The following is a 21,292-nucleotide window of genomic DNA, read 5'->3' as shown; positions in this document are numbered from 1 at the left end:
ACAGGATCGAACCACCGCCTTGAAGACCACTCAGCAGCATCTGGAATTCACCGCACCGCGCGACGACAACGCGCGGCTCGCCAACCTCTGCGGACCGCTCGACGAAAACCTGCGGCAGATCGAGCAGGCGCTCGACGTGACGCTGCAACGCCGAGCCCATCGCATCACGATTCGCGGGCGCGGCGCGAAACTCGCGCTCACCGCGCTCGAAAACTTCTACGAGAAGGCGCGCGCGCCGCTGTCGATCGACGACATCCAGCTCGCGCTCATCGAGGTGCGACATCCGGCGCGGCATCGGCCGAACGGCAACGGTAGCGGCACGAACGGCGACGAAGCGGTCGATGCGCGTTTCCCGGGCAATCCCGACCATCCGTTCGACCAGCCCGCCGACACCGCCGAAGACGACCTCGAAGAACTCGGCCCGAAGCTGTACACGCGGCGCGCCGATCTGCGCGGCCGCACGCCGGCGCAGCGCGAGTATCTGAAGCAGATCATCGCCCACGACGTCACCTTCGGCATCGGTCCGGCCGGCACGGGCAAGACCTACCTCGCGGTGGCCTGCGCGGTGGACGCGCTCGAACGCGATCAGGTCAAACGCATCGTGCTGACGCGGCCGGCCGTGGAAGCGGGCGAGCGTCTGGGCTTCCTGCCGGGCGATCTGGCGCAGAAGGTCGACCCGTATCTGCGGCCGTTGTACGACGCGCTGTACGACCTGCTCGGCTTCGACAAAACCGCCAAGATGTTCGAGCGGCAGATGATCGAAATCGCGCCGCTCGCCTACATGCGCGGCCGCACGCTGAACCACGCGTTCATCATCCTCGACGAGGCGCAGAACACCACGCCCGAACAGATGAAGATGTTCCTCACGCGGATCGGCTTCGGCTCGAAAGCGGTGGTGACCGGCGACACGACTCAGGTCGATTTGCCGCGCGGCCACAAGAGCGGGCTGAACGAAGCGCAGCAGGTGCTCTCGGACGTGCGCGGCATTGCGCTCACGCGCTTTACCAGCGCGGACGTGGTGCGGCATCCGCTGGTCGCGCGGATTGTGGAGGCGTACGATGCGCATGCGCAGAAAACCGCCGGTCCGGCCGATTCACGCTGATCCGCGCTGATCTGCGTTGTTCTTTTACACCGCTGCAAAAACCGCAATACATCCAATCAGCATGAGCCGCGCCCCGAAACTGACGTTGAATCTGCAATTCCCCGCTGCCAAGACCTGGCCGGAACACAAGGCGCTGCTGCCACGCGCCACGGTGGCCGGCTGGATCAAGGCGGCGCTGTTCGCGGACGGCGAGCTGACGGTGCGCTTCGTCGACGCCGAAGAAGGCCGCACGCTGAACCGCACCTATCGCGGCAAAGATTACTCGACCAATGTGCTGACCTTCGCCTATGCCGAGACGGAAGACGATCCGGTCACGGGCGACCTGATCCTGTGCTGCCCGGTGGTGGAAAAAGAAGCCGCCGAACAGGGCAAGCCGCTGCTCACGCACTATGCACATCTGCTGGTGCACGGCACGCTGCACGCGCAGGGTTACGACCACGAAGTCGAAGAAGAAGCCGAGGAAATGGAAGCGATCGAAACCGAGATTCTCGGCAAACTCGGCTTTCCCGATCCCTACCTGTAACCACCCCACTTAATCTCGCCGAAAGCACGCCGTGAGTACCTCCGCCCCCGAAGCCGCGACCCGCACACCCTGCCCGGACTACCCGCCGGCGCTCGGCGAATCGAGGCTGCTGACGGACGAGGAATTGCGCGCGTCGCTCGACTGCACACTGCGCGACTGGGACCGGAAGAGCGATCTCTGGCTCTTCGGCTATGGCTCGCTGATCTGGAATCCCGGCCTGCCCACCGCCGAAGCCAGCCGCTCGAAAGTGCACGGCTATCACCGTGGACTGTATTTGTGGTCGCGTGTGAATCGCGGCACGCCCGAGCAACCGGGCCTCGTGCTCGCGCTCGATCGCGGCGGCTCGTGCACCGGCATCGCGTTTCGCGTCGCCGCCGACGGCGCGATGCCGCATCTGGAAGCCTTGTGGCGCCGCGAAATGGCCATGGGCTCGTACCGCCCGGCGTGGCTGCCGTGCATACTCGCCGACGGCCGGCGCGTCGACGCGCTGGCGTTCGTGATGCGCCGCGACGTGGCGAGCTACACCGGCAAACTGCGCGACGACGTCGTCAAAACCGTGTTCGGCTGCGCGTGCGGACGCTACGGCACCACGCTCGATTACGTCAGCCGCACTGTCGACGCCTTGCGCGAAAGCGGCATGCCGGATCGCGCGCTCGAAGCGCTGCTGGAACGCTGCCGCGAAGAGAGCCGCGAAGCCGGCCTCGATGCCGATCGCCAGGACGCTGCCGGCCGGCGGGCATAGTCGGCGCGAGTGCCCTGCCGCAGATCATCAATCCGTTAGCAACGGCCGCCATGGCGTCGCGCATGTCGGCCATCACGTGTACTTTTTTGCTTCAAAACGCCGTTGTTCGCGTAATCAGTTAGGATTGACCCACTGGCGCCCTTGCGGCGCAGTGCGTTTACCGCGCCTCACCCCTGCTTCACTCTTCGCCCGGCCCGGCGGGACACGGTCCTGCCATGTGCCTGGTGTATCCTTAATGCTCTGCAACAGCGCGCCCAGACTCGCCGGGCGCACTACCATGAACGACACGTATCCCAGTCGACGCCAACTCGACAAACCGCAAGAAAAGCGCTCACTCCTCGAGCGTTTTACCGACTTCATCTCGCCCGAGCCCGACTCGCGCGCAGAACTTCTTGAAATCCTGCAGGACGCGCACGAGCGCAACCTGATCGACGCCGACTCGCTGTCGATGATCGAAGGGGTCTTCCAGGTCTCCGAACTGAGCGCCCGCGACATCATGGTGCCGCGCGCCCAAATGGACGCGATCAACATCGCGGACAGTCCCGCCGAATTCATCCCCTACGTGCTGGAAAAGGCGCACTCGCGCTATCCGGTGTTCGAGGGCAACCGCGACAACATCATCGGCGTGCTGCTGGCGAAAGACCTGCTGCGCTACTACGCCGAGGAAGAGTTCGACGTGCGCGGCATGCTGCGCCCCGCCGTGTTCATTCCCGAATCGAAGCGCCTGAACGTGCTGCTGCACGACTTCCGAGTGAATCGCAATCACCTCGCGGTGGTGGTCGACGAATACGGCGGCGTGGCCGGCCTGATCACGATCGAAGACGTGCTGGAACAGATCGTCGGCGATATCGAAGACGAATATGACTTCGACGAGGAAAGCGGCAACATCATCGCGTCGCCGGACGGACGTTTCCGCGTGCGCGCGCTGACCGAGATCGAGCAGTTCAACGAAGCCTTCGGCACGCATTACCCGGACGACGAAGTCGATACGATCGGCGGACTCGTCACGCATCATTTCGGCCGCGTGCCGCATCGCGGCGAGAAGGTTCGCCTCGACGACCTGATCTTCGAGATTCTGCGCGGCGACGCCCGCCAGATCCACATGCTGCTGGTGCGCCGCGATCCGCTGGCCGGCCAGCGCGAGCGCGAAGCGCAGCACGTGCAGACCTGAGCTTAGCCCTCACGGGCTCGCTTTCTTCGCTTCCTCAACACCTCACGCCGACCGCGCAACAATGGCCGACCCGATAACTTCCCGTTCGCGCCGCGGCGTGAGCGCTTCTGCCGCTCAAGCTGTCCGCGGCCGCGCGCTGCCCCGCTGGCATTACCTCGTTGCCGCCGTCGCCGGCGCAGCCAATACGCTTTCATTCGCGCCGACGCCGCATGGCGGCTGGCTCGAACTCGCGATCTTCGCGTTTTACTTCGCGTGGCTCACGCGCAGCACCGGCTGGAAAAGCGCGGCCCTCACGGGCGGCGCGTTCGGCTTCGGCAACTTCGTCAGCGGCGTGTGGTGGCTGTACGTCAGCATGCATTTCTACGGCGGCATGAGCGCGCCGCTCGCCGGCGCCGCGGTCGTGCTGTTTTCGTTGTATCTGGCGATTTATCCGGCGTTCGCCGCCGCGCTGTGGTCGTTCTGCGCCGGTCATGCGCGCAACGGCGCGGCGGACGATCGCACGCCGTTCTCGCCGACCTGGCATGGTGCGCTGGCGTTCGCGAGCGCGTGGGCGATCGGTGAATGGCTGCGCGGCACGGTGTTCACCGGCTTTCCGTGGCTCGCGAGCGGTTATGCGCAGGTGGACGGTCCGTTCGCCGGCTTTGCGCCCGTGGCGGGCGTGTATGGCGTGGGCTGGGTGCTGGCGCTGGTGGCCGCGCTGATCGTGCAGGCGCTGATGCAACTGACGGCTTTGCGCCAGGCGAGTGGGACTGCTGCGGGCGGCAACGGTGTCAGTGGCAATAGCCGCGCCCCGGCTGACAGTGGCCAGGTGAAGGGCAAACCCGGTGGCGTCCGCGCCGCACTGCCCAGCGTCTTCGCGCTCGCGCTGATTGCAGCCGGCCTGCTGCTGCCGCTCGCGCAATGGACCGTCCCCGCCAACGCGCCGCTGACCGTGCGTCTCCTGCAAGGCAACGTCAAACAGGAGATGAAGTTCGAAGAATCCGGCATGCGCGCCGCGATCGACATGTACCAGCAAATGATCACGTCGAAACCGGCCGATCTGATCGTCACGCCAGAAACGGCGATTCCGGTTTTCATCCAGCAATTACCGGCGCCGTTCGCGTCGGCGGTGCGCCGTTTTTCAGACTCGACCGGCAGCGCCATCCTGTTCGGCGCACTCGGCGGCACGGTCACGCCGGAAGGCCAGTTGATCGACTACACGAACAGCCTGTTCGGCGTCACACCCGGTTCCCGCGACGTGTACCGCTACGACAAGCACCACCTCGTGCCGTTCGGCGAGTTCGTGCCGTGGGGCTTCCGCTGGTTCGTCAATCTGATGAACATTCCGCTCGGCGATTTCTTCCGCGGCGCGCCGGTACAGAAACCGTTCATGGTGCACAACCAGCCGGTCTCGGTCGACATCTGCTACGAAGACATCTTCGGTGAAGAGATTGCCCGCAGCATTCGCGAAAGCGACACGCCGGCCGGCGTGCTGGTCAACTCGACCAATCTCGCCTGGTTCGGCGACACGATCGCGCTGGACCAGCATCTGCAGATCGCGCGCATGCGTTCGCTGGAAACCGGCCGGCCGATGCTGCGCGCCACCAACACCGGCATGACCGCCGCGATCGATGCGAACGGCAAAGTGCTCGGCCGCCTCAAGCCGTTTACGATCGGCTCGCTCGACGTGACGGTGCAAGGCACGTCCGGCAGCACGCCGTATGTGACGAGCGGCAATAACACGGTGCTGGCGGTATCGTTGCTGCTGCTGGCGTTTGGTTTTGCGTTTGGGCCGGGCATTACCCGACGCCGTAAAACGTCGTAAAACGCCGTAGCGGCAAGGAATAAGCGCGGGCGGCGGCCAACCGCCTCCTTATTTCTCACCGGGTGTCGAAGCTAAAACCCATGCGATCCGATTAATCGCCGCAAAAGAAATAACCGCCGGAAACAAAAACGCGCGCTGCTGGCATTCCAGAGCGCGCGTTTTTCATTCACCCACCGTTTTACTGATTCGAAGCGATCCGCTGCTGAATATGCTGCGCACGCTCCGGCGACGACGGATGCGAGCTGAACATACTCGATTTACCGCCATCCAGTTGCGCGAGCTTGTTGAATGCCGTCACCAGTCCGGACGGATCCAGCTTCTTCTTTTTCTGCAAATCGAACGAATAATCGTCGGCGGCGCTTTCCTGGGTTTGCGAGAATTGCGCGTTAATCAGCTTCTCGGAGAAGTCGCCCAGTTGCGAGCCGGACAGCGATCCCGCCAGGCCACCCGCCGAGCTCGCCGCGCCGCGCACCGCCGACGTCGCATAAGCCACCTGCATCGCCTTCTTCGTGTGGCCGAGCGCCACGTGACCCATTTCGTGGCCGACCACGCCGCGCACTTCGTTGTCGTTCATCATGTCCATCAAGCCGCTGTAAACGCGCACGCAACCGTTGGCCATGGCCCATGCGTTGACATCTTTGGTCATGTACACCTTGTAGTTGACCGGCGTGCCGTTGATGTTGTCGCCCAGTTGCGTGGCAATCTTGTTCAGGCGCTTCTGGTACTTGCTGTTCGCGGCGGCGATCTTGTTTTCGCCGTCCAGTTGCGCGCAGGACTTGTCGGTCAACGCGCGCACGTCGGCGTCGCTCAGCGTGGCGGCCTGGGTGGCCATCTGGCCGGACTTGATCAACGCGGACGGATCGACATTGCCGACATTCGAGCAGGCCGCAAACAATGCGCAGGCGGAAGCGGCAATGACAAAGCGATAAGGTTTCATGGTGGAAGTCTCTGTGCGAAGTTGTTTGATTTGAGCGGCGCGTTCTCTCATACGGCGCCGATTCGCAATGGCTGCAATTCACCGCCCAATTCACCGGATATGTTGATTGCATAAACCGCATAAACCATTGCGCCACGCGACAGACAAAAAAAATGCGCCTGACGGGCAGGCGCATTTTTACCACAAACGTAAGCTTTAATTCATTATTTTGGAAGCTTGATTGACAGCATTTTGCAATACTCAATCTTCCAGGGCCAACTCAATTCGCCGGCACCGTATCGATAAACGACTGACGCAGCGAGAGCTTCTGGAAATGCTTATCCAGATTCGGATACGGTTCGCGCCAGTTCAATTCGGGCATGCGGAAATCCAGATAACCCAATGCGCATCCCATTGCGATATCGGCGAGCGTGTAGTGATTGCCCGCGCACCACGTCTTGCTGCCCAGACCCTGCGACATCGCGATCAGCGCTTCGTCGATCTTGCGTTGCTGGCGCGCGACCCACGCGTCCACGCGCAACTCCGGCGCGCGCTGCGTGCTTTCGAGGCGAATCAGCACCGCCGCGTCGAGAATGCCGTCGGCGAGCGCTTCCCAGCAGCGCACTTCCACGCGTTCACGGCCGGACTGTGGAATCAGCTTGCCGACCGGCGACAGCGTATCCACGTATTCGCAGATCACCCGCGAGTCGAACACCGCTTCGCCGTCTTCCATCACGAGGCACGGCACTTTGCCGAGCGGATTGAAGGTGTGAATCGTGGTGTCGGGCGCCCAGACGTTCTCGGGCACCAGTTCGTAGTCGATCTTCTTGTCGGCCAGCACGATCCGCGCTTTACGCACATACGGGCTACCGAGCGAACCGATGAGTTTCATCATTACCATCTGCCTTTGTCTGAATCCGGCGAAAGTATAAGTGCTGGGCGGCCTTCGCGAGTGTACCGGCGTCTCTTCGCAAGCCGCATGCAGACTCGCTGTGGATGGATTGCAACAGCGGCGCGGCGTCGCTGCGACCAGTATCTGCGCAAAATAAGTCCTTGCATTGGGCGCTACAATCGCACGATGAACCAGCCGACCGAACCCACCCTCGCCATCGACGTCTACCGAACGCGCCGCGAGCGCGTCCTCGCCGCGCTGCGCGCGACGGGCGGCGGCGTCGCCATCGTCCCCACCGCGCCGGAAGCGCTGCGCAACCGCGACGCCGATTATCCGTACCGGCACGACAGCTACTTCTACTACCTGACCGGCTTCACCGAACCGGAGGCGCTGCTGGTGCTCGACGCCAGCGCCGCGTCCGGCGAACCGGCGTCGATCCTGTTCTGCCGCGAGAAGAACGTCGAGCGCGAAACGTGGGAAGGTTTCCGCTTCGGCCCCGACGGCGCGCGCGCGGCGTTCGGTTTCGACGCCGCATTCGCGATCGGCGACGTCGACGTGCAACTGCCGCGGCTGCTCGCCGACAAGCCGTCGCTGCACTACGCGCTCGGCAGCTCGGCGCAACTGGACGAACAGGTGCGCGGCTGGCTCGATACGGTACGCGCACAGGGCCGCAGCGGCGTCGCGACGCCGACCGCCGCCGGCGATCTGATCCCGCTGCTCGACGACATGCGGCTCGTCAAAGACGACCACGAACTCGCCGTCATGCGGCGCGCCGGGCAGATTTCGGCGCAGGCGCATCGCCGCGCAATGGCCGCGTGCCATCCGGGCATCCGCGAGTACGAACTCGAAGCCGAACTGCTCTACACGTTCCGCAAATTCGGCGCGCAGGCGCCGGCTTATACATCGATCGTCGCGGCGGGCGCCAATGCCTGCGTGCTGCACTACCCGGCCGGCAACGGCGTGGCGCAGGACGGCGACCTGATCCTGATCGACGCGGCCTGCGAACTCGACGGCTACGCGTCCGACATCACCCGTACGTTCCCCGCCAGCGGCCGCTTCACGCCGGCGCAGCGCGAGCTGTATGACATCGTGCTGGCCGCGCAGCAGGCCGCCGTCGACGCCACCCGCGCCGGCGCCACCTTCGACGCTCCTCATCAGGCGGCCGTGCGCGTGCTGTCGCAGGGCTTGCTCGACACCGGCATCATCGACCGCGCGAAGTTCGCTTCGGTCGACGACGTGATCGCCGAACGCGCCTACGCGCCCTTCTATATGCACCGCACCGGCCACTGGCTCGGCATGGACGTGCACGACGTCGGCGACTACCGCGAACGCGGCGCGCCGCGCGACGAAGCGGGCGTGTTGCCGTGGCGCACCTTGCAGGCGTCGATGACGCTGACCATCGAGCCCGGCCTGTACATCCGCCCGACAGAGGGCGTGCCCGAGCGCTACTGGAATATCGGCATCCGTATCGAGGACGACGCGATCGTCACGCCGACCGGCTGCGAGTTGATCACGCGCGACGTGCCGGTCGCCGCCGACGAGATCGAGGCGCTGATGCAGGAAGCCCGCGCGGCCCACGAAACAAGGAAGTAATCCGCAATGAACGATGTTTCCCCGTCGACGGTGATTCTGAAGCCCGCCTCGGCCGCTCATCCGTACGACTTCGACGTGACGATCGTCGGCGCCGGTCCGGTCGGGCTGGCGCTGGCCGGCTGGCTGGCGCGCCGCAGCGCGACCCAGGCGCTGAAGATCGCGCTGGTCGACGCGCGCGAGCCGGAAGATTCGATCGCCGATCCGCGCGCGATCGCCGTCTCGCACGGCAGCCGGATGATTCTGGAACCGCTGCGCTGGCCCGCCGACGCCACCGCGATCCAGCGCATTCATGTGTCGCAGCGCGGGCACTTCGGCCGCACGCTGATCGATCACGCCGAGCACGGCTTGCCGGCGCTGGGGTATGTGCTGCGTTACGGGTCGATCGTGCATGGCCTCGCCGAAGCGGTGCATGCGAGCCCGGTGCACTGGTTCCGCTCGACCTCGGCCGCCGCGCCGACCCAGGAGCATGACGGCGTGACGCTGCCGATCGAAACGGCGGGTGTCGCGCGGTCGTTGCGCACGCGAATTCTGGTGAATGCCGAAGGCGGGTTGTTCGGCGATCAGAAGTCCGGCAAACGAACCGGCGAGGACAGTGCGTCGCGCGACTACGGACAAACCGCGCTGGTCGGCACGGTGACCGTCTCCTCGCCGCAACCGCATGTGGCCTGGGAGCGCTTCACGTCGCAAGGTCCGATCGCTTTGCTGCCCATGGGCGGCGTGCGCGGCGCAGACTACGCGCTGGTCTGGTGCTGCGCGCCGGAAGAAGCCGCACGCCGCACGCAACTCCCGGACGCCGACTTCCTGCGCGAACTCGGCGCGGCATTCGGCGACCGCATGGGCCGCTTCACGCAGATCAAAGGCCGCGCGTCGTTCCCGTTGGGCCTGAACGCGGTCGAGACGCTCGTTCAGGGCCGCGTCGTCGCGATCGGCAATGCGGCGCAAACACTGCATCCGGTGGCCGGCCAGGGGCTGAACCTCGGCCTGCGCGACGCGCATTCGCTCGCCGACGCGTTGTCCGCGGAAGGCCCCACGCCGCTCGCGCTCGCCACCTTCGCCCAACGCCGCGCGCTCGACCGGCGCCTCACGATCGGCGCGACCGACACGCTCGCGCGCCTGTTCACCGTCGACTTCGCGCCGCTCGCGATCGTGCGCGGCCTTGCGCTTACCGCGCTCGAATTCGTGCCGCCGGTGAAAACCGCACTGGCGCGTCAAATGATCTTCGGACAGCGTCGCTAGGCGCGCCGCCCGCTCGCGCCTAGCGGCCTTTTTACGCGGCGCGGCGCGCACCGTATGTGAGATGCCGGTTCTATGAATCGGACCACTTTCATAGAAGATTTAATGGGTTACGACACGCGCATGTCGGGTGCCGGCTATCTGTTAACGCTAAAATGGTGGTTTTCTCTCGCATTTCGCGAACGCTCCGATTGACAGAAATTGCGCAATCGGGCGCGCCGCGCGTCCACGCTATGCCCACTCTCGGCTCCCACAATCTGCGTAATAACCTGTTCGTCGCTCCCATGGCGGGCGTGACCGACCGGCCGTTCCGGCAACTGTGCAAACGGCTGGGCGCGGGCTATGCGGTGTCGGAAATGGTCGCCTCGAACGCGCAGTTGTGGAAAAGCGAGAAAACCATGCGGCGCGCCAACCATACCGGCGAGGTCGAGCCGATCTCCGTGCAGATCGCCGGCGCCGATCCGGTCATGATGGCCGAGGCCGCGCGCTACAACGTCGCGAACGGCGCGCAGATCATCGACATCAATATGGGCTGTCCGGCCAAGAAGGTCTGCAATGTCGCGGCCGGCTCGGCGCTGTTGCAGAACGAGCCGCTGGTGCAGCGCATCGTCGAGGCGGTGGTCGGCGCGGTGGGCATCGGGCCCGACGCGGTGCCCGTCACGCTGAAGATCCGCACCGGCTGGAATCGCGACAATAAAAACGCGCTGAGCGTCGCGCACCTGGCCGAAAACGCCGGCATTGCCATGCTGACCGTGCACGGCCGCACCCGCGCCGATCTCTATCACGGCGACGCCGAATACGAGACCATCGCCGCCGTCAAAGCCGCCGTGCGCATTCCGGTGGTCGCGAACGGCGACATTACGTCGCCGCACAAGGCGCGCGAGGTGCTCGCCGCCACCGGCGCCGACGCGATCATGATCGGCCGCGCCGCGCAGGGGCGCCCGTGGCTGTTTCGCGAGATCGAACATTTCCTGAAAACGGGCGAGTTGCTGCCGCCGCCGCGCATCGACGAAATCCAGCAGGTGATGAACGAGCATCTCGAAGATCACTACGCGTTCTACGGGGAATTTACCGGCGTGCGCACTGCGCGTAAGCACATCGGCTGGTACACTCGCGGCCTTTCTGGCGCCAACGTGTTCCGGCATCGCATGAATACGCTGGACACCACGCGCGAACAACTCCTCGCCGTCAACGAGTTCTTCGACGCACAAAAGGCGATCTCCGACCGCCTTGTCTATGTCGACGAAACGCTCAACGAGAACGGCGAGCCGGACCCAACCGACCGACTAGCAGCATGAGCAAGAACAATATCGAACAATCTGTCCGCGACAGCCTGGGGATGTATTTCCAGGATCTCGACGGCTCCAATCCGCACGACGTCTACGACATGGTTATTTCGTGCGTAGAAAAACCCTTGCTCGAAGTGGTGCTCGAGCAGGCCGGCGGCAATCAGTCACTGGCCGCCGAGTATCTCGGCATTAACCGCAATACGCTGCGCAAGAAGCTGCAACAGCACGGTTTGTTGTAGTTCGTTGTAGTTTTCTCGCGCCCTGCCACGTTTCCCTTCGGCTTTTCGTCTTCATCATGATCAAGCAAGCGCTCATCTCCGTTTCCGACAAGTCCGGCATCGTCGACTTCGCCAAGTCGCTGTCCGACCTCGGCGTCAAGCTCCTGTCGACCGGCGGCACCGCGAAATTGCTCGCGGACGCAGGTCTGCCCGTCACCGAAGTTGCCGATTACACAGGCTTCCCGGAAATGCTCGATGGGCGCGTGAAAACGCTGCATCCGAAGGTACACGGCGGCATTCTGGCGCGCCGCGATCTGCCGGAACACATGGCCGCGCTTGAGAAGCACGACATTCCGACCATCGACCTGCTGGTCGTGAATCTGTACCCGTTCGTGCAGACCGTGTCGAAAGAAGAGTGCTCGCTGGAAGACGCGATCGAGAACATCGACATTGGCGGCCCGACCATGCTGCGTTCGGCGGCGAAGAATCACCGCGACGTGACGGTGGTGGTCGATCCGACCGACTACGCGGTCGTGCTCGACGAAATGCGCGCGAACAGCAACGCGGTGTCGTACAAGACGAATTTCCGCCTCGCCACCAAGGTATTCGCGCACACCGCTCAGTACGACGGCGCGATCACGAACTACCTGACCAGCCTGACCGACGAACTGCAACACGCGTCGCGCAACACGTACCCGGCTACGTTCAACCTGGCGTTCAACAAGGTGCAGGACCTGCGCTACGGCGAAAACCCGCACCAGAGCGCGGCGTTCTACCGCGATCTGTCGGTGCCGGCCGGCGCATTGGCGAACTACAGCCAGTTGCAGGGCAAGGAACTGTCGTACAACAACATCGCGGATTCCGACGCAGCGTGGGAATGCGTGAAGACTTTCGACGTGCCGGCCTGCGTGATCGTCAAGCACGCGAACCCGTGCGGCGTGGCGATCGGCGCGGATGCGCACGAAGCGTACGCGAAGGCGCTGCAAACTGATCCGACGTCGGCATTCGGCGGCATCATCGCGTTCAACCGCGAAGTGGATGAAGCGGCGGCGCAAGCGGTGGCCAAGCAGTTCGTCGAAGTGCTGATCGCGCCGTCGTTCAGCGCGGCAGCGCGCCAGGTGTTCACCGCGAAGCAGAACGTGCGTCTGCTGGAAATCGCTTTGGGCGACGGCCACAACGCATTCGATCTGAAGCGCGTGGGCGGCGGTCTGCTGGTGCAATCGCTCGACTCGAAGAACGTGCAGCCGCACGAATTGCGCGTGGTCACGAAGCGTCACCCGACGCCGAAGGAAATGGACGACCTGCTGTTCGCATGGCGCGTGGCGAAGTACGTGAAGTCGAACGCGATCGTGTTCTGCGGCAACGGCATGACGCTGGGCGTCGGCGCCGGCCAGATGAGCCGTGTGGACTCGGCGCGTATCGCCAGCATCAAGGCGCAGAACGCCGGTTTGACGCTGACGGGTTCGGCGGTGGCATCGGACGCATTCTTCCCGTTCCGCGACGGTCTGGATGTGGTGGTGGCGGCAGGCGCGACCTGCGTGATTCAACCGGGCGGCTCGATGCGCGATGACGAAGTGGTCGGCGCGGCGGATGAGCACAACATCGCGATGGTGTTGACCGGTGTGCGTCACTTCCGGCATTGATTTTTTGGCTGGTCTGATGCGGGCGGTGGCGGCCTGGTAGGCTCGTGGTTTGGCAGCTCGCATTGGATGACTAGCTCAACAAGTTCAGTGAAACGGCCCGGCGGGGTTTCCCGCCGGGCCGTTTTCTTTTGTCTCCGCGGATGCGATTGCGTCCTTGCCGCTGAACTGCACACGTTGCCGTTTTTATTCCGCCGATCTCGACGCCTGCCGGCCGTCACGCGGTGCGCGTGTTGTAGTATCGCAAGCACCTGGTTTTTACGGCATTTGCGGCACCTCATGAGAATTCTCGGCATCGACCCCGGCTTGCGCGTGACCGGCTTCGGCGTGATCGATCAAAGCGGCCATACGCTCAGCTACGTCGCGAGCGGCGTCATCAAAACCGCCGACGCCGATCTGCCCTCGCGTCTGGGCACCATTTTCGAAGGCATCTCGACGCTGATTCGCCAGCACTCGCCGGATCAGTCGGCGATCGAAAAAGTGTTCGTCAACGTCAACCCACAGTCCACGCTGCTGCTCGGCCAGGCACGCGGTGCGGCGATCTGCGGACTGGTCGCGGGCGGCGTGCCGGTGGCCGAATACACCGCGTTGCAATTGAAGCAGGCGGTGGTGGGCTACGGCCGCGCGACCAAGGAGCAGATGCAGCAGATGGTGGTGCGGCTGCTGAACCTCTCGGGCGTGCCCGGCACCGACGCCGCCGACGCACTCGGTATGGCAATCTGTCATGCGCACAGCGGTGCGACGCTGAGTACGCTGGGCGGTATTGCACCGGCGCTCGCGAAGAAGGGTTTGCGCGTGAGACGCGGGCGGCTGGTGGGTTAGCGTCGCAGACGGTTGCTAATAGTGATTGGCGCCACGTGCGCTTGTTCTGACAGCATCGCGCGCGCCCCACCCGCTGCGCTACACTCGCCCTTTCTCTCGAAATCGAATCCGCCATGATCGGTCGCATTGCCGGCGTTCTGCTGGAAAAAAACCCGCCGCATCTGCTCGTCGACTGCAACGGCGTCGGCTATGAAGTCGACGTGCCGATGAGCACGTTCTACAACCTGCCCTCGACCGGCGAACGCGTCGTGCTGCTCACGCAGATGATCGTGCGCGAAGACGCGCATCTGCTGTATGGCTTCGGCACCACCGAAGAACGCGTCACCTTCCGCGAACTGCTGAAGATTTCCGGCATCGGCGCACGCATGGCGCTCGCGGTGCTATCCGGCATGAGCGTGCACGAACTGGCGCAGACCGTGACGATGCAGGACGCGGCTCGCCTCACACGCGTGCCGGGCATCGGCAAGAAAACGGCCGAGCGCCTGCTGCTCGAACTGAAGGGCAAGCTCGGCGCCGACCTCGGCGCGATGGCGGGCGCGGCGTCGGCACCCGACCACGCCTCCGATATCCTGAACGCACTGCTCGCCTTGGGTTACTCCGAAAAAGAAGCGTTGGCGGCCGTCAAGAACGTGCCGGCCGGCACCGGCGTTTCCGAGGGCATCAAGCTCGCACTGAAAGCGTTGTCCAAGGGCTGACACTGCGCTCGGACGCAGGCCTTCTTGCATGCGACCGGTACAGCTTCGCACAGGCCATGGGCTTAGCGCACCCTGGCCGTTCGGCCGGGTTTCGCAACGAGGCCAGCGCGGTACAATGGCCAGATGATCGAAACCGACAAACTTGCCGCCGAGCGCATCATCGCGCCCACGCCCGTCTCGTCGAACGAAGAAGCGTTCGAGCGCGCGTTGCGTCCGCGCCAGCTCGACGAATATGTCGGGCAGGAAAAAGTGCGCGGCCAGCTGGAAATCTTCATCGAGGCCGCCAAGCGCCGTTCCGAATCGCTCGACCACGTGCTGATATTCGGGCCGCCGGGCCTCGGCAAGACCACGCTCGCGCACATCATCGCGCGAGAAATGGGCGTCAATCTGCGGCAAACGTCCGGGCCGGTGCTCGAACGCGCCGGCGATCTCGCCGCGCTGCTCACCAATCTCGAAGCCAACGACGTTCTCTTCATCGACGAAATCCACCGGCTCTCGCCGGTTGTCGAAGAAATTCTGTACCCGGCGCTGGAGGATTATCAGATCGACATCATGATCGGCGAAGGGCCGGCCGCGCGTAGCGTGAAGCTGGACCTGCAGCCGTTCACGCTGGTCGGCGCGACCACCCGGGCGGGCATGCTGACCAATCCGCTGCGCGACCGTTTCGGGATCGTCGCGCGACTCGAGTTTTATAACGCCGAGGAACTGGCTCGCATCGTTACGCGTTCGGCGTCGCTGCTGAACGCGCAGATTCATCCTGACGGCGCAATCGAAATCGCCAAGCGCGCACGCGGTACGCCTCGGATCGCGAACCGCCTGCTGCGTCGCGTGCGTGACTTCGCCGAGGTGAAAGCCGACGGCAACATTACCGCGCAAGTGGCCGACGCCGCGCTGAAAATGCTCGACGTCGACGCGGTCGGCTTCGACCTGATGGACCGCAAGCTGCTCGAAGCGATCCTGCACAAGTTCGACGGCGGCCCGGTTGGCGTCGACAATCTGGCGGCGGCTATCGGTGAAGAGCGCGACACGATCGAAGACGTGCTCGAACCGTATCTGATTCAGCAAGGTTTCCTGCAGCGCACGCCGCGCGGCCGCGTCGCCACGCTGCTCACCTACCGGCATTTCGGGCTGGCCGCGCCGGATTCGTCGAGCGCGTTGCCGGGTATCTGGAATTCGGCTGCAACCTGAGCCAAGGCATCAACTCGCGGCGCGACCCTCGTTGCGCCTCAGCGCTTAACGGCCCGGCTCCGGCACCTTCTTGAAGGTGTCGTCCGAACTCGGCGCGTCGAGATGCGACACGTCCGCCCACGACACGATTGTCGCGCGGCCGCTATCGAAATCCACCACGTTCACGCTCGTGTTAAGCAACGCGTAATTGCGCGGCGCGTCGAGCGGCAAATCGCAGGCGAAACGGCGCACGCAATCCAGCACGCCGCCATGCGCGACACACGCAATCCGTCCGCCTGGATGCGCGGCGACCAGCGGTTCGATCGCATGCAATACGCGGTGGTAAAGCGTGCGTTGCGACTCGCCGTCCGGCGGTGCAAAGCCGGCGTCGCGAGTTTGCCAGTGCGCGTATTCGTCGGGGAAACGCAGCGCGATCTCGTCGCTGTCATGGCCCTGGAACGCGCCGTACGAACGCTCGCGCAGACCTTCGCGAAGCTGCAGGGGCAGGCCGAGCGCGTCGGCGATCGGCTGTGCGGTTTGCTGCGCGCGCTGCAGGTCGCTCGAATAGATCGCGTCGAGCCGCGCGCCCTGCTTCGCCTCGTCGGCCATGCGGTGCGCGAGACGTTGCGCCTGGGCCAGACCGGTCGTAGCCAGTGGAATGTCGATGTGACCTTGAATGCGCTTGATGCGGTTCCAATCGGTCTCGCCGTGCCGGATGAACAGAATCTGCGTGGTCATGGAATGAAAGTGGGCGCCATTCGCCGGTTATGCCGAACCGCTATTGTCGCAAAAAGCGGCTGGAGGGAGAGGCGAACGCAAGCGCGCCGCCGTGTTGACTGTGTGCCCCAAACAACCGATCGCTCAGGCGTTGGTCTGAAGCCAGAACGTGACCGGCCCGTCGTTGACGAGCGACACCTGCATATCGGCGCCGAATTCGCCGGTCTCGACGATCGGATGCTTGCCGCGCGCGGCGGCAACAAAGTAATCGAACAGGCGCCGGCCCTCGTCCGGCGGTGCAGCCGGCGTGAAGCTGGGACGCAGGCCGCTATTGGTATCTGCGGCCAGCGTGAACTGCGACACGAGCAGCAAGCCGCCAGCGCGCCCGGCGCCGTCCAGATTCTGCACGGAGAGATTCATCTTGCCAGCGGCGTCGCTGAACACGCGGTAGCCGAGCACCTTGGCGAGCAGCCGGTCGGCGGCCGCCTCGGTGTCGCCGCGTTCGGCGCACACGAGCGCGAGCAGGCCCGCTTCGATCGCGCCGGTCACGTGGTCGGCCACGCGTACTTCCGCGCGCCGCACGCGTTGGATTAGCGCGATCATCGGCGCGACTCCGGCTTTGACTCTCGTTGCAGCGGCGTTCGTGTCATCGCTGAGTTATCCCCGATCGCGCGCGATCAGGCCGTCAGCGTGACGCGTGCAAAACGGCGCTTGCCGACCTGCACGGTGTACTCGCCCGCTTCGACTTTCAGCCCCTTGTCGGAAACGGTCGCGCCGTCGATCTTCACGCCGCCCTGCTCGATGTTGCGCAGCGCTTCGCTGGTCGACGGCACCAGGTTCGCCTGCTTGAGCAACTGGCCGATGGCGAGCGGCGCGCCCGCGAGCGTCACAGCCGGGATATCGTCCGGCACGCCGCCCTTCGCGCGATGGTTGAAGTCCTCGAGCGCACGCTCGGCGTCCGCTTGCGAGTGGAAACGCGCGACGATCTCCTGACCGAGCATCACCTTGAAATCGCGCGGATTGCGGCCCGCTTCGATCTCTTTCCTGAAGCCGGCGATCTCGTCCATTGGGCGGAACGACAGCAGTTCGAAGTAACGCCACATCATCACGTCGGAGATGCTCATCAGCTTGCCGAACATGTCTGTCGGCTTTTCGCTGATGCCGATGTAGTTGTTCTTCGACTTCGACATCTTTTCGACGCCGTCGAGCCCTTCGAGCAGCGGCATGGTCAAAATGCACTGCTGTTCCTGGCCGTACTGCTTCTGCAACTCACGGCCCACCAGCAGGTTGAACTTCTGGTCGGTGCCGCCGAGCTCGAGGTCGGCGTTCAGCGCGACCGAGTCGTAGCCTTGCATCAGCGGATACAGGAGCTCGTGGACCGAGATCGGCACGCCGCCCTGGAAGCGCTTGGTGAAATCTTCGCGCTCGAGAATCCGCGCCACCGTGTAGCGCGACGCGAGCTTGATCATGCCGTCGGCGCCGAGCGGCATCGACCATTCGCTGTTGTAGCGGATCTCGGTCTTGTCGCGGTCGAGCACCAGCGCGGCCTGTTCGAAATACGTCTTTGCGTTCGATTCGATCTGTTCGCGCGTGAGCGGCGGACGCGTGGCGTTGCGGCCCGACGGATCGCCGATCAGCGACGTGAAATCGCCGATCAGAAAAATCACCGTGTGGCCGAGATCCTGCAACTGGCGCATCTTGTTCAACACGACCGTATGGCCGATGTGGATGTCCGGCGCGGTCGGATCGAGCCCGAGCTTGATACGCAGCGGCTTGCCGGTCGCGGCGCTCTTTGCGAGCTTTTGCGCGAATTCGTCTTCGATCAGCAGTTCGTCGACGCCGCGTTTGGTGACGGCGAGCGCGTGACGGACTTCGTCGGTGAGCGGAAGGACGGCAGCGGGGGTAGGCTTGGTGGACTCGGTGCTCATGCTGGAAACTTGAAGTCGCGAAAAAAAGAGATTGTCCCATAGATGCGCGCCGCCGCGCCCACTGACGCCGTCGCAAGCGACCCGGCGGGGTACGATTTCTGCACAATTTCCGCGCGGCAGGCCCGGCTGTTGGCGTCACGGAGCGTTATATTCGAGCGCGCTTGGCTGGATAATCTGCTACAACCAATCGCAACGAACCTCGACAGGAGCAGCAACGTGGCGCAAGACACCGCAGACGGCGTCTACCTTGGATTGATGTCCGGCACGAGCATGGACGGCGTGGACGGCGTGGCCGTGAGATTTGCCGAGGGCAAGGCGCCCGTGGTGCTGGCCGAGGCGTTCGTCGGCTTCGCGGCCGGCCTGCGCGACGCGTTGTTCGCGCTGCAACAGCCCGGCGACAACGAGATCGAACGCGAAGCGCTGGCCGCCAACGCGCTCGCCACCCGCTACACGGTGTGCTGCCACGAACTGCTGCGCGAAAGCCGCGTGTCCGCTGCGGAAGTGCGCGCGATCGGGGTGCACGGGCAGACGGTGCGGCATCGGCCGGAAAAGGGCTATACGCGGCAGATCAACAACCCGGCGCTGCTCGCAGAAATGATGCATATCGACGTGATTGCCGACTTCCGCAGTCGCGACGTCGCAGCCGGCGGCCAGGGCGCGCCGCTGGTGCCGGCGTTTCACGCCACGGTGTTCGGCGCGAAGAACGAAACGCGGGTGGTCTGCAATCTTGGCGGGATCAGCAACATCACGATTCTCAACGCGACGGGCGGCGTGCGCGGCTTCGACTGCGGGCCGGCGAACGCGTTGCTCGACGAATGGGCGCAGCGTCATCTCGGCAAGCCTTTCGACGAGAACGGCCACTTCGCGGCCGGCGGCCAGGTGGATCGGACGCTGCTGAACGCGTTGCTGGACGAGCCGTTCTTCCCGCAGCAACCGCCCAAAAGCACCGGACGCGACCTGTTCAACCCCGAATGGCTCGATGCGAAACTCCAGCCGTTCGCCTCGCTTGCCCCGGCTGACGTGCAAGCGACGCTCGTCGCACTCACTGCGGTGACCGTGGCGCGCGAAATCGAGCGGCATGCGTCGGATGCCAGGGCGGTCTATGTGTGTGGCGGCGGTGCGCGCAATCCGGAGATTCTGAAGGCGTTGCAGCAGGCGTTGGAGGACAGCGGCGTCAGCGGCGTCCCGGTGATGACTACCGACGCGCTCGGCGTACCGCCGAGCCAGGTTGAGCCGCTGGCCTTCGCGTGGCTGGCTATGCGCTGCCTGGCGCGGCTGCCGGGCAATCTGCCTGCGGTTACCGGTGCGGCTGCGGAACGCGTGCTGGGTGCGATCTACCCGCGCTGAACGAGGCCGTGTATCGGCGCGGCGTCGTAGCACACGCGCATGCGTAGATAACAAAAAACGGGGCTTAGGGCCTAATGCCGTTCAGTTAAGGTCTCTTTTGAGAACTCGAACTGTGTAACGAAACGGTCTGGATTTGACGGCCCGAACGCATCTGCGTCCGGGCCGTTTCTCGTTGGGAAGTTGCTTGAGCCGTTCACGCAGGCGCTTGAGCAGCGTGGGCAGTTTGCCGTACGAGCGCGTCACGGCGGCCCACGTCATTTCGTACTGAATGGTGTGGAACGCGCGGATGAAGCTGATTTCTTCGGGTGAGTGCCCGGCGTCGATCGCCGCTTTGGCCATCTCCAGGCGGATCAGGTTATAGGCGATCAACGCCCCCCAGAACTCCTGGTAGACACCTTCCACGGTCTGACTACGCAGAGTCAGGTCCATGCCTAGCATCGACTGTTTCAGTTCATGGTAACTGGTCTCGATCTGCCAGCTACGCTCGTAGCACGACACAATATCGGCGCCCCGGAAACGCCTTCGATCGGTCAGGGACGTCAGCAGTGTTCGTTGCCGCCCCTTTGCATCGACGGCAAGCACGGCGCGCGCTTGCCAGAATTCGGGCAGATCCGGGCATTTCGCACGGGCCTGCGGCGACACGCGCATGCGCACGATCTGGTCCCCGTCGCACCCGCTCACGACCTCCCAGCGCAAATTGGATTTGGCCGGGATGATGTAATGCCGGTTCTGGCCACCTGAAACAAGATTGCACAGCAGCTGGGCCGACAGGAAGCCTTTATCGAATACGGTGATGGAATCAGCCGGCACACGATCGATGAGTTCGCGCGCCCAGATCATCTCGTTGATATCGTAAGGGCCGAACACTGCATCACGTACCAGATGCGTGGCCAGTGCGGTGAGGGTTACTGCACGCAGTTGGGGATAGCTGCCAATCCGGCCATGAGCGGCGGCCGAGGCGCCGAAATGTCTGCGGTTGGCGGCACTGTCGGCGGTGCGCAGCGTGGTGCCATCCATCGCGAACAGTGAGAATCCCTTGAAGAGGTACCGCGCCTGATCCTGCGCGACCCAGTTTCTGGCCGATTCGTGAAACAGCCAGGCCAGTGGTGCGGCCCCGATGCGCTGTCGCGCCTGGGCGACGGCGCTCTTGCTGACAAATGACGCATCCGGGGCAGGCAGCGCAAGGTCCAGTTCATCGACGACTTCGCTGATCGACTGGTGCCGGTACAGCGCTAGCGCAATCACCAGCCAGACGACCTGCTGCGCGGGTAACCGACGCCGGCGCACGCTGGCGCTGCCGGTGGCCTGCACGGCATACTCGATCCATTCATACGGCAGATGCTGGCCCAGCCGTCCCCATTCGAGCGGCGGCTGTGACTCAACAAGGAAGCGCAGATCATCGGCCAGCATGGCGTGAAAGCTAACATCGACACGCCCTGTTTACAACCCATCTGCGCACCCAATAAAAATGCCGTTCAGTTGCTTAACTGAAC

At 64.2% G+C, this 21,292-nt stretch carries 20 protein-coding genes; 14 read left to right on the top strand and 6 right to left on the bottom strand.

The annotated features are described in order from the left end of the window. Nucleotides 1-19 precede the first annotated feature (19 nt). From GGD40_RS15695 to lnt, 5 genes are all read left to right on the top strand, one after another. Nucleotides 20-1,102: a PhoH family protein gene (locus GGD40_RS15695; RefSeq protein ID WP_179708404.1), complete on the top strand. Its 1,083-nt coding sequence runs from the start codon at nt 20-22 to the stop codon at nt 1,100-1,102. A gap of 61 nt (nt 1,103-1,163) precedes the next feature. Further along, on the top strand, nt 1,164-1,625 hold the full coding sequence (gene ybeY, locus GGD40_RS15690) for an rRNA maturation RNase YbeY (protein WP_179708402.1): 462 nt from the start codon (nt 1,164-1,166) through the stop codon (nt 1,623-1,625). Nucleotides 1,626-1,656: 31 nt separating this feature from the next. Next, a complete protein-coding gene (locus GGD40_RS15685) occupies nt 1,657-2,367 on the top strand; it encodes a gamma-glutamylcyclotransferase (protein WP_179744178.1) in 711 nt (236 codons plus the stop codon). Nucleotides 2,368-2,644: 277 nt separating this feature from the next. Beyond that, a complete protein-coding gene (locus GGD40_RS15680; protein ID WP_179708399.1) occupies nt 2,645-3,538 on the top strand; it encodes an HlyC/CorC family transporter in 894 nt (297 codons plus the stop codon). 61 nt (nt 3,539-3,599) lie between these two features. Further along, nucleotides 3,600-5,342, top strand: a complete 1,743-nt coding sequence (lnt, locus tag GGD40_RS15675) for an apolipoprotein N-acyltransferase (RefSeq protein ID WP_179744177.1) — start codon at nt 3,600-3,602, stop codon at nt 5,340-5,342. Nucleotides 5,343-5,520: 178 nt separating this feature from the next. On the opposite strand, the gene GGD40_RS15670 is transcribed toward lnt, so the two are convergent. Beyond that, nucleotides 5,521-6,279 carry a M48 family metallopeptidase gene (locus GGD40_RS15670; RefSeq protein WP_179708395.1) on the bottom strand — a complete coding sequence of 253 codons (759 nt, stop codon included), beginning with the start codon at nt 6,277-6,279 and terminating at the stop codon, nt 5,521-5,523. A 259-nt stretch (nt 6,280-6,538) separates the two neighbouring features. Then, nucleotides 6,539-7,153: a glutathione S-transferase C-terminal domain-containing protein gene (locus GGD40_RS15665; RefSeq protein ID WP_179708393.1), complete on the bottom strand. Its 615-nt coding sequence runs from the start codon at nt 7,151-7,153 to the stop codon at nt 6,539-6,541. A gap of 183 nt (nt 7,154-7,336) precedes the next feature. Here GGD40_RS15665 and GGD40_RS15660 point away from each other — a divergent pair, with 183 nt between their 5' ends. The 8 genes from GGD40_RS15660 to ruvB all read left to right on the top strand — a co-directional run bounded on the left by GGD40_RS15660 (nt 7,337) and on the right by ruvB (nt 15,828). Next, complete coding sequence (locus GGD40_RS15660) at nt 7,337-8,743, top strand: aminopeptidase P N-terminal domain-containing protein (protein ID WP_179744176.1); 1,407 nt, start codon at nt 7,337-7,339, stop codon at nt 8,741-8,743. A gap of 6 nt (nt 8,744-8,749) precedes the next feature. Next, nucleotides 8,750-9,979 (top strand): UbiH/UbiF/VisC/COQ6 family ubiquinone biosynthesis hydroxylase, encoded by a 1,230-nt coding sequence (locus tag GGD40_RS15655; protein WP_179744175.1) that lies wholly within the window; start codon nt 8,750-8,752, stop codon nt 9,977-9,979. Between the two features lie 230 nt (nt 9,980-10,209). Further along, the gene (gene dusB / locus GGD40_RS15650; RefSeq protein ID WP_179744174.1) at nt 10,210-11,274 is read left to right on the top strand and encodes a tRNA dihydrouridine synthase DusB; all 1,065 of its coding nucleotides are present in this window, start codon (nt 10,210-10,212) and stop codon (nt 11,272-11,274) included. Beyond that, nucleotides 11,271-11,504, top strand: coding sequence for a Fis family transcriptional regulator (locus tag GGD40_RS15645; protein ID WP_007180440.1), 234 nt, complete (start codon nt 11,271-11,273; stop codon nt 11,502-11,504). Before dusB ends, GGD40_RS15645 begins: the two co-directional genes overlap by 4 nt. 56 nt (nt 11,505-11,560) lie before the next feature. Next, nucleotides 11,561-13,126: a bifunctional phosphoribosylaminoimidazolecarboxamide formyltransferase/IMP cyclohydrolase gene (gene purH / locus GGD40_RS15640; protein WP_179744173.1), complete on the top strand. Its 1,566-nt coding sequence runs from the start codon at nt 11,561-11,563 to the stop codon at nt 13,124-13,126. Between the two features lie 276 nt (nt 13,127-13,402). Continuing rightward, nucleotides 13,403-13,945 (top strand): crossover junction endodeoxyribonuclease RuvC, encoded by a 543-nt coding sequence (gene ruvC, locus GGD40_RS15635; protein ID WP_176058815.1) that lies wholly within the window; start codon nt 13,403-13,405, stop codon nt 13,943-13,945. Between the two features lie 113 nt (nt 13,946-14,058). Further along, nucleotides 14,059-14,640 carry a Holliday junction branch migration protein RuvA gene (gene ruvA, locus GGD40_RS15630; protein WP_179708383.1) on the top strand — a complete coding sequence of 194 codons (582 nt, stop codon included), beginning with the start codon at nt 14,059-14,061 and terminating at the stop codon, nt 14,638-14,640. A 123-nt stretch (nt 14,641-14,763) separates the two neighbouring features. After that, nucleotides 14,764-15,828 carry a Holliday junction branch migration DNA helicase RuvB gene (gene ruvB, locus GGD40_RS15625; RefSeq protein ID WP_179708381.1) on the top strand — a complete coding sequence of 355 codons (1,065 nt, stop codon included), beginning with the start codon at nt 14,764-14,766 and terminating at the stop codon, nt 15,826-15,828. Between the two features lie 45 nt (nt 15,829-15,873). On the opposite strand, the gene GGD40_RS15620 is transcribed toward ruvB, so the two are convergent. From GGD40_RS15620 to tyrS, 3 genes are all read right to left on the bottom strand, one after another. After that, entirely contained in the window at nt 15,874-16,545 is a 672-nt protein-coding gene (locus GGD40_RS15620; RefSeq protein WP_179708379.1) for a histidine phosphatase family protein, read from the bottom strand. Nucleotides 16,546-16,668: 123 nt separating this feature from the next. Then, entirely contained in the window at nt 16,669-17,127 is a 459-nt protein-coding gene (gene dtd / locus GGD40_RS15615; RefSeq protein ID WP_179744172.1) for a D-aminoacyl-tRNA deacylase, read from the bottom strand. A gap of 74 nt (nt 17,128-17,201) precedes the next feature. Beyond that, nucleotides 17,202-18,452 (bottom strand): tyrosine--tRNA ligase, encoded by a 1,251-nt coding sequence (gene tyrS / locus GGD40_RS15610; RefSeq protein WP_179744171.1) that lies wholly within the window; start codon nt 18,450-18,452, stop codon nt 17,202-17,204. Between the two features lie 216 nt (nt 18,453-18,668). Here tyrS and GGD40_RS15605 point away from each other — a divergent pair, with 216 nt between their 5' ends. Then, entirely contained in the window at nt 18,669-19,799 is a 1,131-nt protein-coding gene (locus GGD40_RS15605) for an anhydro-N-acetylmuramic acid kinase (protein ID WP_179708377.1), read from the top strand. An 81-nt stretch (nt 19,800-19,880) separates the two neighbouring features. Here GGD40_RS15605 and GGD40_RS15600 read toward each other — a convergent pair whose 3' ends face one another. Further along, on the bottom strand, nt 19,881-21,209 hold the full coding sequence (locus tag GGD40_RS15600) for an IS4 family transposase (protein WP_179743778.1): 1,329 nt from the start codon (nt 21,207-21,209) through the stop codon (nt 19,881-19,883). Nucleotides 21,210-21,292: the final 83 nt, after the last annotated feature.

Source organism: Paraburkholderia bryophila (assembly GCF_013409255.1).
Taxonomy (GTDB): Bacteria; Pseudomonadota; Gammaproteobacteria; order Burkholderiales; family Burkholderiaceae; genus Paraburkholderia.
This window is presented reverse-complemented; position numbering and strand designations above follow the sequence as displayed.

What these genes read in the sequence shown, in the direction of transcription:
- ybeY (WP_179708402.1), top strand. Translation starts at nt 1,164, where the DNA reads ATGAGCCGCGCCCCGAAACTGACGTTGAATCTGCAATTCCCCGCTGCC.
- GGD40_RS15680 (WP_179708399.1), top strand. Translation starts at nt 2,645, where the DNA reads ATGAACGACACGTATCCCAGTCGACGCCAACTCGACAAACCGCAAGAA.
- lnt (WP_179744177.1), top strand. Translation starts at nt 3,600, where the DNA reads ATGGCCGACCCGATAACTTCCCGTTCGCGCCGCGGCGTGAGCGCTTCT.
- GGD40_RS15670 (WP_179708395.1), bottom strand. Translation starts at nt 6,279, where the DNA reads ATGAAACCTTATCGCTTTGTCATTGCCGCTTCCGCCTGCGCATTGTTT.
- GGD40_RS15665 (WP_179708393.1), bottom strand. Translation starts at nt 7,153, where the DNA reads ATGATGAAACTCATCGGTTCGCTCGGTAGCCCGTATGTGCGTAAAGCG.
- GGD40_RS15660 (WP_179744176.1), top strand. Translation starts at nt 7,337, where the DNA reads ATGAACCAGCCGACCGAACCCACCCTCGCCATCGACGTCTACCGAACG.
- GGD40_RS15655 (WP_179744175.1), top strand. Translation starts at nt 8,750, where the DNA reads ATGAACGATGTTTCCCCGTCGACGGTGATTCTGAAGCCCGCCTCGGCC.
- dusB (WP_179744174.1), top strand. Translation starts at nt 10,210, where the DNA reads ATGCCCACTCTCGGCTCCCACAATCTGCGTAATAACCTGTTCGTCGCT.
- GGD40_RS15645 (WP_007180440.1), top strand. Translation starts at nt 11,271, where the DNA reads ATGAGCAAGAACAATATCGAACAATCTGTCCGCGACAGCCTGGGGATG.
- purH (WP_179744173.1), top strand. Translation starts at nt 11,561, where the DNA reads ATGATCAAGCAAGCGCTCATCTCCGTTTCCGACAAGTCCGGCATCGTC.
- ruvC (WP_176058815.1), top strand. Translation starts at nt 13,403, where the DNA reads ATGAGAATTCTCGGCATCGACCCCGGCTTGCGCGTGACCGGCTTCGGC.
- ruvA (WP_179708383.1), top strand. Translation starts at nt 14,059, where the DNA reads ATGATCGGTCGCATTGCCGGCGTTCTGCTGGAAAAAAACCCGCCGCAT.
- ruvB (WP_179708381.1), top strand. Translation starts at nt 14,764, where the DNA reads ATGATCGAAACCGACAAACTTGCCGCCGAGCGCATCATCGCGCCCACG.
- GGD40_RS15620 (WP_179708379.1), bottom strand. Translation starts at nt 16,545, where the DNA reads ATGACCACGCAGATTCTGTTCATCCGGCACGGCGAGACCGATTGGAAC.
- dtd (WP_179744172.1), bottom strand. Translation starts at nt 17,127, where the DNA reads ATGATCGCGCTAATCCAACGCGTGCGGCGCGCGGAAGTACGCGTGGCC.
- tyrS (WP_179744171.1), bottom strand. Translation starts at nt 18,452, where the DNA reads ATGAGCACCGAGTCCACCAAGCCTACCCCCGCTGCCGTCCTTCCGCTC.
- GGD40_RS15600 (WP_179743778.1), bottom strand. Translation starts at nt 21,209, where the DNA reads ATGCTGGCCGATGATCTGCGCTTCCTTGTTGAGTCACAGCCGCCGCTC.